Genomic DNA, 15,417 nt, shown 5'->3' on the forward strand with positions numbered 1-15,417 from the left:
TCTGCCAATTCCATCACTTCGGCTTAAATATTAGATTTTGCTGCTCACTCACTGCACGGCTCAATACCTGTTTAGCTAAATATTCTGACACATAGTTGCCGTCCATCTCTATCGTTTCAGAATATTTAGCTAAACAGGTATTGAGCCGTGCAGTGAGTGAGCAGCAAAATCTAATATTTAAGCCGAAGTGATGGAATTGGCAGACATGTATGATTCAGGTTCATATGCTCTAAACAGGCGTGGGGGTTCAACTCCCCCCTTCGGCACTTATAGGCGTTTCAGACTATCCTCTTCTCAAAAGTTGGAGTTGCCGTAACCTTGTATTCTATAACAAACCCCCAAGTTCTTTACAAGCCTGTCTATCGTGCTATTCTTAATAATAGCAGAGCATAGCTCCCTATCCGACCGTAAGCTTCTGAAAAGTTTTTAATGCCGTTGCGCTACCCATAAAACACCTCCATAATGACATAAAAATACCCCTATATATCCTATATACAGAGGGCAAGGTTTTTTAGATTGGGTTGGGTTTTATTCTCGTCCGTTGTTTCTGCTTTTGCTGGCTCTTGCTTGTTGTTTCTCGCTCTCTAGTCGCTGGTCTGCTAGGGTGTTCTGTGATGTTTCAATAAGGGTTCGCTCTGCGCCCCGTTCAACGATTTGCTTTAGGCTGTTTATTTCCAGTTTCACGGGAGTGCTGTTTTTATTGATTTTGTCCCTATTGTAAGGGTCTAGGTCTTCCCGTTCCCGCATAGTCTCTAATATTTTGTTTGCGTCTGCGATGTGCCTTGTTCTTTCCTCTTGTGTTAGAGGTTTTAACTGCTCTGTCCTTACAACGTCTGTTGCCTTGTCAATGTGTGCCTGTGGGTCGTCCCTAGTGCAAGAATAAATAAGTTTGTTGTTTTTATAGGTTCTATCGTATATCTCTATCTTATCAAAACACTTCTCTTTCAATAAAACAGGCAAAGTTTCTAACATACCACTAACGGCTACATCGTGCGTTTCCTTTGTTACGTAGCGGGCGCACTCCCCGCTCGCAAGCTGTCCCTCAAAACGTCTGTGAATGTTTAACCCACTAATTATAGGACTTTGGGCTATTATTTTTACTACTACTTTATAACCTGCCGCCCTTGCTTGCCTTAACTTCTCTAAATGGCTCTCATTTCTTAACGTTCCCTCTGTTATGATATTATAGCCGTTTGCCCCCGCCTCTTTTATTAGTCGCTCGTTCCATATACCCACATCCTCGTGTGTATATTTGCTAGCGTCTCTGCCCTGTTCTTTGTATGCACGTTCATAGTGAGGGTGGTATGCTCTGAAGTTGTCGGCATCCGCTAATACGAAGTTATTGCCACTTTGTTTAATCTCGTCCCCTGTCATTTTAGAGACGTTGGTTTTACCTGCACCCGGTTGTCCAGCAAGGACAACGAATAGCGGTTGTTCGCCATTGAGCGGACGTGTTCTGCCTGATAGTTCGGGACGTATTTTCTTGTTATATACCTCGTCTAGTTCCTCTTTGGACAGCTTATATGAGGTTTCTTGCATATAATTCGTCTCTCCTTGCTGGCAATACGTTAATAATATACTTCTCTACTTCGGGGTCGTATTGCGTGTCCCGCAATATGCGGTATTTCTCCATTTCCTTATCTAACCTTTCTGCCTCTTGTAAATTGCCCCTTTTTTCCTCCGCCATACTCACACGTGCCGTAACGCCCAGCAAAGTCGTTATAATACTTCTAGCCACTTCTGCGTCTAAATACGCCTCTGCGTTTAGGTCTGCCTCTGTCTTTGTGGTTTCGTTTTTCACTGGTTCTACATAGTCGTTGTCGTCCAGTGCTAGTGCCGTGTTTCCGATAGCTCTATTACTCATAAATCACCTCGTTTCTTATTCTACAACAACAGCTTTATATAGTCAATCAGTTTTCAGTTATTTTATGCTTTTTTTAGTTGTTTTTCTTTTTTGAAGTGCGCATTTTTAGTTGACGCTTGCGCTTGCAACAGAAAAGCCCCCTTTCGGGGGCTAGTCTGTATGCTTAAAGAGAAAGAACCTTCATTTCTAAACGTTCCCTCTGTTATGATATTATAGCCATTCTCCATCGCCTCTTTTATTAGCCTATTGTTCCATATACCTGCATCCTCGTGATTATATTTGCTAGCGTCTCTACCCTGTTCCTTGTATGCACGTTCATAGTTAGGGTGGAATTCTCTAAAGTTGTCAAGGTCTGCTAATACGAAGTTATTCCCACTTCGTTTAATCTCGTCCCCTGTCCTTTCGGAGACGTTGGTTTTACCTGCGCCCGGTTGTCCAGCAAGGACAACATATAGCGGTTGTTCGCCATTGAGCGGACGTGTTCTGCCTACTAAAAATCTAAGACGTATCTTGTTATATACCCTGTCTAGTTCCTCTTTGGAGAGCTTATATTCTTTTTGCATATTCTCTATACCTTTCCACTAATACAGTGTTGATATACTTCTTGACTTCGGGGTCGTAGGTTGTTTCTAACAACCTTTGGTATTCCATTCCCTCTTTTGCTAGCCTTTCCGCCTCTTGTAAATCGCCCCTGTCCTCTGCCGCCATTTCCAAACGTGCTGTAATGCCTAGCATACCCGTTATATTACTTCTAGCCCTTTCTGCGTCTAAATACGCCTCTGCGTTTAGGTCTGCCTCTGTCTTTGTGGTTTCGTTTTTCACTGGTTCTACATAGTCGTTGTTGTCCAGTGCTAGTGCCGTGTTTCCGATAGCTCTATTACTCATAAATCACCTCGTCCCGTATTATACCATATCCCTACTTATAGCGTCAACAATATTTTAGCCGTTTCCGGTTTGCCATTATGCACTATTTCCTCTAATTCCTGCTCCATTTCGCCAGTATAGAGCAGGTTGGCAATTAGGACACTACAGTATTCTTATGACTGAACGCTATCTAGCAAGCACTCGTGAGCGTTTTCACTCTGTCTGATATGAGGACAAAAAATGAGTCGGGCGAGTGTGAACAAAAAAATTGACTTGCTCTCTGTAAAGTTATAAACTTGAGTCAGTTTTATCTGGAGGGTACGTCTATGCCGTTCACATACTTCCCAGTTTCAATTACCGCCACTGAGCAGGGCGAACTCGCCGATGCCGCACGGCGGTGTAGGCATGCTATTATCACCATGACAACCCTTGCCGCTAGCGGACACCCTGGCGGCTCTATGAGCAGCATTGACGTGCTACTAACCCTATACAAATACGCTAATATTAACCATGCTAATTCTCAAAGTCCCGACAGAGACAAAATATTCGTATCTATTGGTCATATCTCCCCTGCCGTATATTCAACACTCGCTATAAACAATTTCTTCCCGCTAGATGATGTTATCTCAACATTCCGCCTTGCTGGTAGCTCATATCAAGGGCATATAGAAAGGTATCTGCCGGGAGTGGAGTGGACTACTGGTAATCTTGGGCAGGGGTTAGCCGCTGCATGTGGCGCAGCTGTGGCTGATAGGATTAAGAATGTTGAAAGCTCAATATACGTGCTAATGGGTGATGGCGAACAGCAGAAAGGACAGATTTCAGAGGCAATTCGCTTTGCAGCGAAGTTCAAGCTCAATAATATTACAGCTATTATAGACTACAACGGGCTGCAAATCTCTGGCAGCGTGGGTGAAGTAATGCCCCAAGACCTGATAGCAGAATACCGCGCCGGTGGCTGGGAAGCGTTTGAGTGTGATGGACATAACTATAATGGTATCGTAGCGGCTATCCACAAGGCGCAACAGATAGACAAGCCCGTTATGCTCCTTGCTAATACCACTATGGGGCGCGGGGTCTCATTTATGGAGAACCAAAACAAATATCACGGCGCACCACTCTCAAAGGACGATTATGTTAAAGCAGTGAAAGAGTTAGGTTTTGAATCTGAGCTGGATAAGTATAGCGAATTGAGGGCTAAAGCACAGAAAACTATCCAAGCTGGCGGTGCCACAAACAAGAAAGACTTATCATATAAAGTCAACCTGCATGCAATACCGCAAAAGTTATATGCAACGGATATTAAGACAGACTGTCGCTCAGCTTATGGCGATGCACTTGCAGAGCTGGCAAGAGGAGCAACTGTCGCAGGCGCAACGCCGATAGCTGTGTTTGATTGCGACCTCGCTAGCTCTGTCAAAACGGCTAATGTAGCAAAGAACTTCCCGAATAATTTCTTCCAATGCGGTATCAGCGAACACCATGCAGCGGCTATGGCGGGCGCAGTCAGTGCTTATGGTGTTATTCCATTTTTCTCTACATTTACGATGTTCGCTGTAGATGAAGTCTACAACCAGCTACGTATGAACGATATAAACTGCACTAACCTAAAGGTTGTTTCAACCCATGCAGGGGTGGACGTCGGCGAAGATGGACTCACGCACCAATGCGTTGATTATCTAGGTTTAATGCGCAATATATTCGGTTTCAAGGTGCTGGCGCCTGCTGACCCTAACCAAACCTATCGCCTTATAGACCACGTAACGCGCCAGTTCGGCAACTACCACGTGGTAATGGGGCGTTCAGCACTACCCATTATCACAGACGATAGCGGAAAACCATACTATGATGATAATTATAAGTTCAAGTATAGCGCATTAGAGCTTATTCGCAAGGGACAACTGCCACTGGTAGCATTCGGCGGTATGCTATACAGGGCATTAGAGGCAAGGGAGCTGGTCGGCGAGGATAAGATTGCCGTCTATAACGCGCCCACACCCGCTTATATCAATAGAGATGAGATTTTAGCTCTGGCAGATGCGGGCATTATATTTACTTATGAAGACCACTACTATAAAACTGGGCTTTATGCGACTATCTGCGAGGTGCTTGCAAGTGCTGGCAAGCGTTGCAATGTTGTGCCATTCGGGATAGAGGGCTACTCCTATTCCGGCAAGCCTGATGACCTATTAAAGCTGATGGGGCTGGACTCTGAAAGCGTTGCCAATAAAATCAAGGGGCATCTGTGATAGCTTACGGCAGAAACACCGTCCTAGAGGCTGTCAAATGCGGGCTAGCCAGTCACATATACATTAAAAAAGGTGCTAATCTATACGATGCCACCTTTAACTTGCCTGTTAGTGTAGTGGGAAAAGAGGAGTTTGACGGACGTTTCGGCAGAGAAGCGCAGGGGCTTGCGGCTGAAGTGACCGACATAGCGACAATAAGCCTAGACTCAGCATCCATTGCTCTGAAAGAAGAACGCGGAATTGTGGTGCTAGATAGAATCCAAGACCCGCACAACTATGGGGCGATTATCCGCTCATCTCACTGCTTTGGATTAAACTACGTTGCTGTGCCGCGCTATAATCAGGCGCACATTACAGGTGCAGTATGCAAAGCTAGTGCAGGAGCTATCTTTTATACAAAGGTTATAGAAGAAACCAACCTATCAGTGCTATGCACACGTCTAAAGAAACTTGGTTTCAAGGTAATAGCCTGTGATATGGATGGCGAGCTGACATTAAGAGAGGTCCGTGCACAAAAACACGATAAAATAGCGTTAGTGCTGGGGGCGGAAGGGCATGGTGTCCGTGAAAGTCTGCGTGAGGCTACCGACTGCATAGCGCGCATAGAGATGGCAAGCGGGTTTGACTCGCTAAATGTGGCACAGAGTGCATCTATCGCCCTATACGAACTATTTAGCTAACAATATGAAGTTTGCTCGTCTTATGGGGGTAAGTTCACTTTAATCAACCTCTGCGATTAGTGCCAGTTCCGAAAATATAGAGCACGGGTCGCCCTTAAATAGGCGAAATTTATAGCCTAATTCCCAGCTTTCAATCAATGGTTTTATGAATAGCAAGTCGTTAGCGTTTAGGCATTAACCATATCAAACGTTTGCATCTCAGCATAGAGTCTATTGGCATATTTAATTTCGCCATCCCACACGGTGGTATAGTCAGAGTTCCTGCTGTGTTCCGCACGAATGAGACGTTTTATATCGCCGACATGGAAACTAATATCATCAATGCGGCGAAAACTCGGACTAAGCCAGCGTAAAAGTCCTTTACGCATAGCAAACGTCCGAAAGGTGCGCTACTACTGCATCTGCGGGGGGGGGGGGGGGGGGGGGTGGAAATGCCTGTTATTATTATGTTTTCTAGCTTCATAGACGCTCCTTACAAGGTAAATGAGTATTGTATATGATTGTTGATAGATTGTCAAATTCCTGCAAACATTATTTACATTAGTTCAAACACCTTTTCACCTGCCGCAATAGACGACTTCAGCTTTATGATAGGCTTATGCAGTAGCTTGTTGGTATATGCGACTAGCAAGTTCCTAACGCTTGCAATGTCGTCGTGATTAGTTATTTTGTTTATACGACAGTATGTTTGCAGGGATTTTTCGGCAAGCTCATCGGCGTATTCTCGTAGCTTCTTGATGACGGGGGCGGCGGCAATAGCATTCAGTTGCTGTTCAAACTGCTCATAGGCACTGGCTATCATAGCCATCGCCTTTTTCGCCTCCCCCTCACGTAATATTCTATTAGTATCAACCACTTGCGCTAGGTCGTCCATGTCATAAACGTATACATTATCAAGTTCATCCACATCAGCTGCTATATCGCGCGGAACAGCGATGTCTATAAAGAACATCGGGGCATGTTTGCGCTGCTCCATAGCGGCAGCCACCATATCTTTATTCACAATTGCTATATGCGAACCCGTTGAGCTGATAGTAATATCCACACTAGGCAGGATTTTTGCAAACCCAGCAAACTCTATCGCCATACCATGAACCTTACCATGCACTTTACGTGCAAGTTCGCAAGCCTTGCTATAAGTGCGGTTTGTAATGATAATTTCACCGATGTTAGCACTGGCAAGGTAGCCTGCCACCAGCTCACACATTTCGCCGGCACCTATTATAAGAGCACGCTTATTCGCCAATGAACCGAATATCTTCTTGGCTAAGTCCACAGCGGCGTAGCTCACAGAGACAGCGTTTTCTGATATTGCAGTGTAGGTGCGGATGCGCTTTGCCGTTCTAAACACAAAATCTCTCAGCCTGCCGAGATGCACACCAAGCCCGTTATATCTGTGGCTACTGATGAATGCATCCTTAACTTGCCCCAATATCTGTGGCTCTCCCACCACCAAACTATCTACACTAGATGCAACAGCAGCCAAATGCTTGACAGCATCGGCATCCGAAAACAAATACGAATATTTGCTGATAATTTGCCCATCCAGTCCGCATAGCTCTGATACCGCTGCCAGCAAAGCATTAGTATCCAGTTCGTCTGTGCAAACGTAATATTCCACCCTATTGCAAGTTGATAATATCAAAGCCTCAGAAAAGCATGGCATTGATAGCAGATGAGCATAAGCCCCTGCGAGCTTGTCATCAGGCACAGCAAACCTCTCACGGACTGCAATGGGTGCAGTGTTGTGATTAAGCCCTAGCATAGAAAAGTGCATGTGGCTAAACTAGCACAAGTACACTAAACTTTCAACAGCAGTTTGACAAAACAACTGCTCTAGTTCATAATGTTACCACTCTAACAGGAGGGATAGATGCCACCGGGTGAAGATTCATCAGAAAAAACAGAGGAACCCACACCCTTTAAGCTGCGGAAAGCGCAGGAACAGGGGCAGATACCGCAGAGCAGAGAGCTGACGGCAGGGTTATTCCTGTTCACCCTATCGGTGTTTATATATTTCTACTTTCCGATGTTCGTCAAGCAGTCGGGCGAGCTTTTCAGCGTGTTCTTTCAGTTCCCTGCTACACAGATAGAGGCTCAGAATGTAACGCAGCTACTATCAGTAACGCTGTTTATGATGGGCAAGATTCTCCTGCCAATATTTGTTATATTATTTGCGATGGCATTCCTATCAAATGTGCTGATAGTAGGTTTTCGCATATCGTTCAAATCACTGCGGCTAAATTTTGATAAACTGAACTTCTTTGCGCAGCTACCGAAATTTTTTGATGTGAAGCGCAAAGGGATGGAGCTAGTTAAAGCACTTCTCAAAATATCACTGCTAACCATAGTAGGCGTAATGATAATCCGTAGCAGAATGGAAGACCTTATGCGGATGGGGGATGCCGAATGGCGGGACAGTAGCGTCTTTACTGCAAAACTATTACACGAACTGCTGTGGAAGATGTCACTAGCGGTTATGGCAATAGGTTTTATAGATTTTGTCTACCAGAAATGGCAGACACACCAAGACCTGAAAATGACTAAACAAGAGGTAAAGGAAGACTGGAAAATGGCAGAGGGCGACCCGCAAGTAAAGCAACGCATAAAGCAAGCGCAGAAGGATGCGGCGGAGAAACGTGTAGAGCAAGCTAAAAATGCAGATGCCGTGATTAGAAACCCAACCCACTATGCTGTAGCTATAAAATATGATAGAGAAAAAGATAGCCAGACAGGACCTCGCGTAATCGCAAAAGGGGAGGGGTTGCTTGCCTTGCGGCTGATAGACATAGCACAAGAGGCAGGCGTGTATATTCACACAGACAAAGCATTAGCACAGACGCTATTTAAGGCTGTTGACGTGGGCTACAGTATACCCGAAAACCTGTTCAATGCCGTAGCAATAATATTGGGCGAGGCATTCAGACGGCGGGAGCAACGAGGAAAATAGCTTATGGTAGGAATACGAATAAGTTGACTTTCTGCTTGACAAGGAGATAAGCGTAAGTTAGATTATCTTGATTAAATTAAAGGACGGTATTTAACATGGATGTGAAACTGGTAAAACTAGTGACTGGCGAAGTAGTGCTCGGCGATTATGACGAGGTAACACAACAGCTGTGCGAAGTGGTCAATATACAGACTGTTCCATCGGGCAACAATCAATTTCAACTTGCGCTTATCCCATACGGCTACCCTTATGAGCCTACATTTGTAGCAAAGATAGAGGAAAAGCATTTCTTATACGTGTATAGCAAATGCCCTGATGAGCTAAAAAATAAGTATCTTGAAATCAAAAGCAATATCAAGATAGCCCCTGCAAGCTCCCTTAATAGTATGGTTGGCGGGGCTGGTAGCGATAGTGGCATAATAGTATAGTTGGTATGACAAGCTGCTCCCGCAGAGTCCATGCCACGACTAGCACTGCAAATATCGTTTATCTGAATGCTATTTTAGATTCCTACGACGGGTTGGGGATAATGCGGACAGTTGATAAGACCGCAGGACGAGTGGTTATATACACTACATCATATTGCGAAAAGACATTGCTTGAGGTGCTCTCCTCGCTGGGGCGGGAGGGTATCTGGGTAGTGGTCAGCGATGTTGACAGTGAGGATATAGTTGAATGAGGATGTAAATGGATTTATTAGTAAGAAACGAATACTTTATATTTGAACTCTCAAAGCATACGGCGAAGAACAATAAGCCCTATCTGCGTATGACGCTTACGGACGAGAAACGCGCCATGACAAATGCCATAATGTTTGATGTGAGCACGCTGAAGTTTGAGCCGAAGAAAGGCGATAAGGTGTCTGTAGTGGCGGAGATGCAGAGCTATAACAGTCAAACTCAGCTGAAGATTAGCGAGATGAGCTTTATATCTGCTGGTGATGGAGCAGCATTTCTGCCTAAGAGCAAGCAAGAGCCTAGCAAAATGTTGGACGAACTGAAGCATCTCGTTGAAAAATACGTGACGGACAAATATCTGCTTGCCCTGCTAGGCAACTTTTTTGACGATAAACAGGTGTTTGATAGGTTTATGAGCCTGCCAGCTGCAAAGAGTGTACACCATGCATATATGCACGGGCTTTTAGAACACACTTTACATGTGGCAAAAAACGTAGCTCGCGTATCGGCTAACTATCCCGATGTGAACGCCAGCATAGCGGTTACCGGTGCGTTGCTCCATGACATCGGCAAGACTATTGAGCTAAGTATGGACAATGGCTTTGAATACACCGATGACGGCAGACTGCTGGGACACGTGGTAATGGGCTACGGGCTGGTAAATAGATATATGGGCGAGATAGAAAACTTCCCCATAGAACTAAAGCAGCAGCTAGGGCATATAATGCTGAGTCACCATGGAGTGCGCGAGTTCGGTTCCCCAGAGTTGCCTAAGACGCCTGAAGCAATGTTAATCCACCAGTTAGACGACTTGGATGCAAAACTTGGCTGTTTTTACGGCGTTTTAGAGAAAGAAAATGTAGCTGACGGTAGCTGGAGTTCGTATCAGAGGTCGCTTGATAGAGAGATATACAAAGCAAAAAAGCTGACAAATAATGAGTAAGATAGCAATGAGGGTTATTGATGTGCTGACGCTAGTCGCTATCCCCATAGCAATGTATTTTGCGTTTATCTACGCACCTGTAGAGGCGCGTATGGGGGTGGTGCAAAAGATATTCTATTTCCACGTTGCTAGTGCATGGGTAGGCTTTTTCGCTCTGTTTGTGACGTTTATAGCAAGCATTGTATTCTTGGCAAGGGGTAGCCGCATTAGTGATGACGTAGCTAACGCATCGGCTGAGATAGGCTTTGTGTTTTGCTTAATTGTGTTATTGACGGGTCCTATCTGGGCAAAACCAACTTGGGGGGTGTGGTGGACGTGGGACGTGCGCCTTACTACCACACTTGTTTTAGTATTTATATACGCCGCTTACCTGTTGCTCAGGAAGTTTATCTATGAACCTGAGCGGCGTGGCAAGTTCTGTGCTGTGGTAGGAATTATAGGCTTTGTTGATGTGCCGCTCGTGTTCTTTTCCATCAGATGGTGGGGAACAATCCACCCAAACGTAGTCCAAAAAGGCGGTGGCGGTTTGCACCCCGATATGCTAACAGCTTTAATTGTATCAGTCCTAGCATTCACACTATTGTATGTATCGCTAATGAATAAACGTGTGCGACTCGCCACCCTTGAGCGTGCAAATTATGAGGACGATAAATAATAATATATTTGAGGTGCGTATGAAGAAGTTAATGACGGCTATACTAGTAGCGATTCTATGCGGAACTGCCGTAGCAGACCAGAACAACACAGGTTGCGGAGTAGGCACGTGGCTATTAAAGCGCAACGATGATACCAAGCTGATGGAAATGCTTATCATTACTACTAATATCAGCACATCATCACAGACAACTGGCATTATAACAGGCATTGAAGGCTGGGGCTGCACCACTGTGCGCTACTGGGCGGCAGCTGATATGGCAGAGTTTGTGCAAGCCAATATGGATAGCCTTATGCGCGACATATCACGCGGTAGCGGGGATACTATCTCATCATTAGCTGTGTATATGAATATTAGTGACGTAGGCTCGTTCGGCAATAAACTGCAACAAAACTTTGCTATGATATTTCCAACGCCCGATGTTGAGTATAGCCATGTAGCTGATACCATCTACGCATTAGGGGCTGTTAGTTAGCACAAAAGCTGACTTACTGGATGGATGGAACGCCCCATTTGAATTCCACTCCTAGTCTGCGGTCGGTTTCGTTGTCGTCAGCCTCCTGAATGCTGTGTGATATTGATATAGACGAGTTTTCGCTGGGATAGTAGATAAACCCTAGACTGTTGGGGGTTGTTAACTCATTAGCAAAGCGCACCTGCACTGAATATCTATTGTTTAGGCGGATGCCTAGCTCTATCCCATTGATTACGCGTTCAACGTCATCGTTTTCACCCACTACATCTTTTGTAAGCATAGTGAGGTTGAGTCTATCGTCTGTAATACTGCGCGATAGCATTGACACCAGTAGCACCGATGCATCTGTTACAACTGGACGAAAGTTGATAGTATCTGCTGTAGACGCTGTGCTGGTCGCACCTGTTGCGTTGTCTGTGTTTGTAGCGATTGCAGTAGTTGTGGTAGCCGCGCTAGAACCAGTCAGAAACGAGTTCAATGTGTTGTTAATTTTGCTTATGCTTGCCTCGTCAGTAGGTATTTGGTTCAAAACAGTAGAAAATTCTGACACTAGCCTGTGAACATCCGCACCCCGTGTGTCTGTGGTAGTCTCATATAGTTGGAATATGGCATAGCCGTCCCCAGCACTTTTATTGACATCTCTTATAGACAGCGTAGGCAATATCACCCAGACGGGTCTATATTTGTAAATACGTTTTTGTCTAGCTGATAGCACAACTTGAATATCGGGGTTGAGCGTTGCACTAACAGGCGGATATACGCCACCCTCATAAGCAGAATAGGCAAATACACTTTGCCCCATAGCGCAGAGCAAAATCAGAACAGATAACTTGCGGAGCATTATAAGGTAAGTGCTTTATTTGCTTCTTCTATATCAGCAGCCATTTTTCTGCGATATTTTACAAGCTCTTCATATAGGGCGATGTCGTTTGTAGCTATGAGTTGGCAGGCGAATAGCGCGGCGTTTTTAGCACCCGCCTTGCCGATAGCCATAACAGCAACGGGTATGCCCCCCGGCATTTGCACCATTGATAGGAGTGCATCAAGCCCCGCAAGGCTGGTAGCGGCGATAGGCACGGCTATGACAGGCACGTTCGTCTCAGCAGCCACCACACCTGCAAGGTGGGCAGCTGCGCCAGCAAAGGCTATAATAGCACTATGTCCTTTATCTTTAGCAGTAGATGCCCATTCTGATGTCTTTTTAGGTGTTCTATGTGCACTAGAGATAATCACATCAGCCTGCACGCCAAAATCATGCAGTAGCTTTATAGCCTCCGTTGCAATCTCAAGGTCTGATTTGCTACCCATGATAATACCAACTGTGTGCTTGCCTAATATGCCCATATCGCTCTATCGCCTCCGCTATATGCTTATATATGTCGGGATGTGGCGGGTTGTTTGTCAAGTCCCTTGTGGTGTTTCACTGCAGACGCTAGTTGCGGATTAGGGACAAGGCACGACTTGTCAAACTCCTGCATAGCCACCTTATCTATTATTCCGCTTTTGTGCAAATCCTCCGCCATATCGTGAACAACAGCAGAAATCTCACTCCTATATGTTTTCATAGCTATACCTCTTATGAACTTGCCTGTTGCCAACAACACCCTAGTACTTAGTTATTATAACATTGGCAAGTTTAGACTGTCAAGTTCTAAATAGTATTAGTGCTTGAATACAGCAAATGCCCTCAACCCGTCTATATCAGCACGATAGCTCATTTCATACCCATATAGTGTTTGCGCTGTTCTGGGGGCAGGTGCTCTATGCTATAGCGCAGCATAGTTCTAGGCATAACTGTTGCATATTTATTTAGGAATGTAATTAGTGATTGTCTGTCCTTTTTGCCGACCTCGCGCATAGCCCAACCTGTCGCCTTGTGCATCAAATCGTGCTTGTGAGTGAGAAAATGCTCTGCCCGTTTAACCGTCAAATCCGTTTCGCCGTATTTATTGAGCTGATAGAAAGTAGCTACCACGCTTATGCGCTCACGCCAGAGCATACCAGAATTGGCATAGTCATTTAACAAGCCACGGTAACAGCCCTTCTGCCCGTTTGTCTCTCTATAGTATCTGCCTAGCACCTTATCCGCCGATAAATCTACCAAGTCCCAGTTATTTATATAGTCCACATTCTCTGCATATAGAGTGCGCATCGCATCGGGTTCTTCGTTCATACGAGCTATTATTATAACGAGTGCCGCAAATCGCACCTCGTGCCAATCGTTCTGAAGTAGCTTTGCTATGCTATTATGGGGCAAGTTGATATAGGGCTTTGCTATCTCACGAGTAGCGGGCACTGTAAGACCGATAAACTTGTCCCCCTCGCCGTAGCCCCCCTTGTGCGTCTGGAAAAACTTGGCATGGTGCGCCATAAGCTGTGCATCGCCTGCAGATTTAAGGGCGTTGATAAGTGATGTATGGTTCATAACGGAGATGATAGCATAAAATATTATTGCATTGTAGCAAAATTATCATTATAATCGCTCCGTTGGAGGTAGTTTTTATGAGAAAAGCTTTGATATTGATAGCGACTGTTGTCCTATCAGGCTGCAGTTTTTATTCTGGACCGGAACGGCTAGTTGCTTTTGACACAGCGGTAGGCAAGGTTGACATGAAAAAGAGTTTCTTCCTAGCATACCCCGAAGACGGCAAGCAACTGACATTTCTTTCAAAGGAAGAGATAAACACAGCTAGTGCGGAAGAAGTTATAGACGCATTTAGTTCAAGGTTTAGCAAAACATTCGGAACATTGGCTACCGGGAAAAAGGGTGCAGGACTTGAAAACTCTTTCAAGGAGGCTCAACTCCGTAAGGACGACTATCTCGTGGCATTTGATATAACGTATTGGAAAGATAGCCCTTATCTCACATGCAACCCACAAAACAACAAGCCGCCTGTAGAGGCTTTACTTGATAAACTTGATGTAACGATTACGGTCTATAATGTTGCAGATGAAACTATTGTGAATAGACAGCGTGTGCAAAGTGAAGGCTGTCCTATAGTTCTGTTAGGCTTTATCCCGTTAGGGGCAAACAGTCCAACTGCTAGATTCCAAAAATCGCTTGATGTGTGGTATAAGAACGTAACTGTTTTTGGTAAATAAAGAGGGGAGGGGGCAACCCCCTCTCTTTTTGGCTAAATATACACCTCTGCCACCCCTGCCAAAATCTTTACACAGCCATTATACCACACTCATAAAGCCTTTGCAAATATTTTGTGCAAATTTGCAGTGGCAGTGCAAATCTGCACAAAATATAATGAAGAATTTTAGTTCTGTTTGATTATGTTTGGGAATTCTTCTATTAAATACAGAGGGATGTCGTGTAGCGAGCCATTGCGCCCATATCGCCCTAGCGATGTGCGGATAGCAAAACGGGGGTTGTAATAGCTCATATATGCTTTCAAGCTCTTGGCTTGCAGGTTCACGCCTGCCTTAGCCTCAATGGGAACAACTTCTCCATCGTGCTGTATAATAAAATCAACCTCAGCAACCCCTTTCTTTTTGTCATTTGCCCAGTAGAATATACGCATATCCAGCGATAGCGACTTCAACTCTTGCAAGACAAATTGCTCCGTCAACGCCCCCTTGAACTGGATAAATAGCTCTGGGTCAGGTTCTGCAAGGTTCTGCAGCGTCAACCCAACCTTTGCAGACAACAAGCCAACATCAAGCATATATAGCTTAAATACATTCGTTCTGTATGCTGATAGTGGCAATAACGGTGTTTCAACCCTGTCAACTTTATGAACCAGTCCAACCTGCCCTAGCCAATAGAGGGCAGACTCAAACTGGCTTGCCCTTGCGCCGTTTTTCATCTCGCGATATACAAAATGTTTATTTTCCTTTGCTAGCTGCTTGGGCAGAGAGTCCCATATTAGGCTAACCTTAGGGATAGACGGCGTGTCAATGTGCTTTGAAAAGTCGCTCTCGTAGTCCTTTAAGATACCAAGCTGAATCTCCCTCACCTCATCGTAGTCTTGATTTTCAGCAAAAGATAGAACGACTTTAGGCATCCCCCCAACAAAATAATATTGTTTAAGCCTAGCAATCAGTTCATTCT

Annotated in this window: 20 protein-coding genes and 1 tRNA gene; 10 read left to right on the top strand and 11 right to left on the bottom strand. The window is 44.9% G+C overall.

Features of this window, described 5'->3' with window-relative positions; genetic code table 11:
• Positions 1-181 precede the first annotated feature (181 nt).
• Positions 182-266 (top strand) — tRNA-Leu (locus AC1MDJ_RS04235).
• A 262-nt stretch (positions 267-528) separates the two neighbouring features.
• Here AC1MDJ_RS04235 and AC1MDJ_RS04240 read toward each other — a convergent pair.
• The 4 genes from AC1MDJ_RS04240 to AC1MDJ_RS04255 form a co-directional block, all read right to left on the bottom strand.
• Positions 529-1,539 (bottom strand): zeta toxin family protein, encoded by a 1,011-nt coding sequence (locus AC1MDJ_RS04240; protein ID WP_479689709.1) that lies wholly within the window; start codon positions 1,537-1,539, stop codon positions 529-531.
• Entirely contained in the window at positions 1,520-1,864 is a 345-nt protein-coding gene (locus tag AC1MDJ_RS04245; protein WP_479689710.1) for a hypothetical protein, read from the bottom strand. The genes AC1MDJ_RS04240 and AC1MDJ_RS04245 overlap by 20 nt, the downstream gene beginning before the upstream one ends.
• Positions 1,865-1,926: 62 nt before the next feature.
• Positions 1,927-2,427, bottom strand: a complete 501-nt coding sequence (locus tag AC1MDJ_RS04250) for a zeta toxin family protein (RefSeq protein ID WP_479689711.1) — start codon at positions 2,425-2,427, stop codon at positions 1,927-1,929.
• Entirely contained in the window at positions 2,411-2,749 is a 339-nt protein-coding gene (locus tag AC1MDJ_RS04255; RefSeq protein WP_479689712.1) for a hypothetical protein, read from the bottom strand. The genes AC1MDJ_RS04250 and AC1MDJ_RS04255 overlap by 17 nt, the downstream gene beginning before the upstream one ends.
• Positions 2,750-3,054: 305 nt before the next feature.
• On the opposite strand from AC1MDJ_RS04255, the gene AC1MDJ_RS04260 reads away from it, so the two are divergent.
• Positions 3,055-4,977: a transketolase gene (locus AC1MDJ_RS04260; protein WP_479689713.1), complete on the top strand. Its 1,923-nt coding sequence runs from the start codon at positions 3,055-3,057 to the stop codon at positions 4,975-4,977.
• The gene (locus AC1MDJ_RS04265; RefSeq protein ID WP_479689714.1) at positions 4,974-5,657 is read left to right on the top strand and encodes a TrmH family RNA methyltransferase; all 684 of its coding nucleotides are present in this window, start codon (positions 4,974-4,976) and stop codon (positions 5,655-5,657) included. Before AC1MDJ_RS04260 ends, AC1MDJ_RS04265 begins: the two co-directional genes overlap by 4 nt.
• Before the next feature lie 167 nt (positions 5,658-5,824).
• On the opposite strand, the gene AC1MDJ_RS04270 is transcribed toward AC1MDJ_RS04265, so the two are convergent.
• Entirely contained in the window at positions 5,825-6,025 is a 201-nt protein-coding gene (locus tag AC1MDJ_RS04270; RefSeq protein ID WP_479689715.1) for a hypothetical protein, read from the bottom strand.
• 167 nt (positions 6,026-6,192) lie between these two features.
• The gene (hemA, locus tag AC1MDJ_RS04275; RefSeq protein WP_479689716.1) at positions 6,193-7,434 is read right to left on the bottom strand and encodes a glutamyl-tRNA reductase; all 1,242 of its coding nucleotides are present in this window, start codon (positions 7,432-7,434) and stop codon (positions 6,193-6,195) included.
• A gap of 96 nt (positions 7,435-7,530) precedes the next feature.
• Here hemA and AC1MDJ_RS04280 point away from each other — a divergent pair, with 96 nt between their 5' ends.
• From AC1MDJ_RS04280 to AC1MDJ_RS04305, 6 genes are all read left to right on the top strand, one after another.
• Complete coding sequence (locus AC1MDJ_RS04280) at positions 7,531-8,607, top strand: EscU/YscU/HrcU family type III secretion system export apparatus switch protein (RefSeq protein ID WP_479689717.1); 1,077 nt, start codon at positions 7,531-7,533, stop codon at positions 8,605-8,607.
• Between the two features lie 101 nt (positions 8,608-8,708).
• On the top strand, positions 8,709-9,035 hold the full coding sequence (locus AC1MDJ_RS04285) for a hypothetical protein (protein WP_479689718.1): 327 nt from the start codon (positions 8,709-8,711) through the stop codon (positions 9,033-9,035).
• 5 nt (positions 9,036-9,040) lie between these two features.
• Positions 9,041-9,286, top strand: coding sequence for a DUF4911 domain-containing protein (locus AC1MDJ_RS04290; RefSeq protein ID WP_479689719.1), 246 nt, complete (start codon positions 9,041-9,043; stop codon positions 9,284-9,286).
• Between the two features lie 8 nt (positions 9,287-9,294).
• Positions 9,295-10,227 (top strand): 3'-5' exoribonuclease YhaM family protein, encoded by a 933-nt coding sequence (locus AC1MDJ_RS04295; RefSeq protein ID WP_479689720.1) that lies wholly within the window; start codon positions 9,295-9,297, stop codon positions 10,225-10,227.
• The gene (ccsA, locus tag AC1MDJ_RS04300; RefSeq protein WP_479689721.1) at positions 10,220-10,882 is read left to right on the top strand and encodes a cytochrome c biogenesis protein CcsA; all 663 of its coding nucleotides are present in this window, start codon (positions 10,220-10,222) and stop codon (positions 10,880-10,882) included. Before AC1MDJ_RS04295 ends, ccsA begins: the two co-directional genes overlap by 8 nt.
• Entirely contained in the window at positions 10,866-11,357 is a 492-nt protein-coding gene (locus AC1MDJ_RS04305; protein WP_479689722.1) for a DUF3015 family protein, read from the top strand. Before ccsA ends, AC1MDJ_RS04305 begins: the two co-directional genes overlap by 17 nt.
• A 13-nt stretch (positions 11,358-11,370) precedes the next feature.
• Here the strand turns inward: AC1MDJ_RS04305 and AC1MDJ_RS04310 are convergent, their stop codons facing one another.
• The 4 genes from AC1MDJ_RS04310 to AC1MDJ_RS04325 form a co-directional block, all read right to left on the bottom strand.
• Positions 11,371-12,198 (bottom strand): hypothetical protein, encoded by an 828-nt coding sequence (locus AC1MDJ_RS04310; protein WP_479689723.1) that lies wholly within the window; start codon positions 12,196-12,198, stop codon positions 11,371-11,373.
• Positions 12,198-12,701, bottom strand: coding sequence for a 5-(carboxyamino)imidazole ribonucleotide mutase (purE, locus tag AC1MDJ_RS04315; protein ID WP_479689724.1), 504 nt, complete (start codon positions 12,699-12,701; stop codon positions 12,198-12,200). Before purE ends, AC1MDJ_RS04310 begins: the two co-directional genes overlap by 1 nt.
• 26 nt (positions 12,702-12,727) lie before the next feature.
• Positions 12,728-12,955, bottom strand: coding sequence for a hypothetical protein (locus AC1MDJ_RS04320; protein WP_479689725.1), 228 nt, complete (start codon positions 12,953-12,955; stop codon positions 12,728-12,730).
• 116 nt (positions 12,956-13,071) lie between these two features.
• Complete coding sequence (locus AC1MDJ_RS04325; RefSeq protein ID WP_479689726.1) at positions 13,072-13,782, bottom strand: DNA alkylation repair protein; 711 nt, start codon at positions 13,780-13,782, stop codon at positions 13,072-13,074.
• A gap of 77 nt (positions 13,783-13,859) precedes the next feature.
• Here AC1MDJ_RS04325 and AC1MDJ_RS04330 point away from each other — a divergent pair, with 77 nt between their 5' ends.
• Positions 13,860-14,459 carry a hypothetical protein gene (locus AC1MDJ_RS04330; protein ID WP_479689727.1) on the top strand — a complete coding sequence of 200 codons (600 nt, stop codon included), beginning with the start codon at positions 13,860-13,862 and terminating at the stop codon, positions 14,457-14,459.
• 164 nt (positions 14,460-14,623) lie between these two features.
• On the opposite strand, the gene AC1MDJ_RS04335 is transcribed toward AC1MDJ_RS04330, so the two are convergent.
• Positions 14,624-15,370 carry a DUF4143 domain-containing protein gene (locus tag AC1MDJ_RS04335; protein WP_479689728.1) on the bottom strand — a complete coding sequence of 249 codons (747 nt, stop codon included), beginning with the start codon at positions 15,368-15,370 and terminating at the stop codon, positions 14,624-14,626.
• Between the last annotated feature and the right edge of the window lie 47 nt (positions 15,371-15,417).

The organism is Candidatus Termitispirillum reticulitermitis (genome assembly GCF_054655775.1).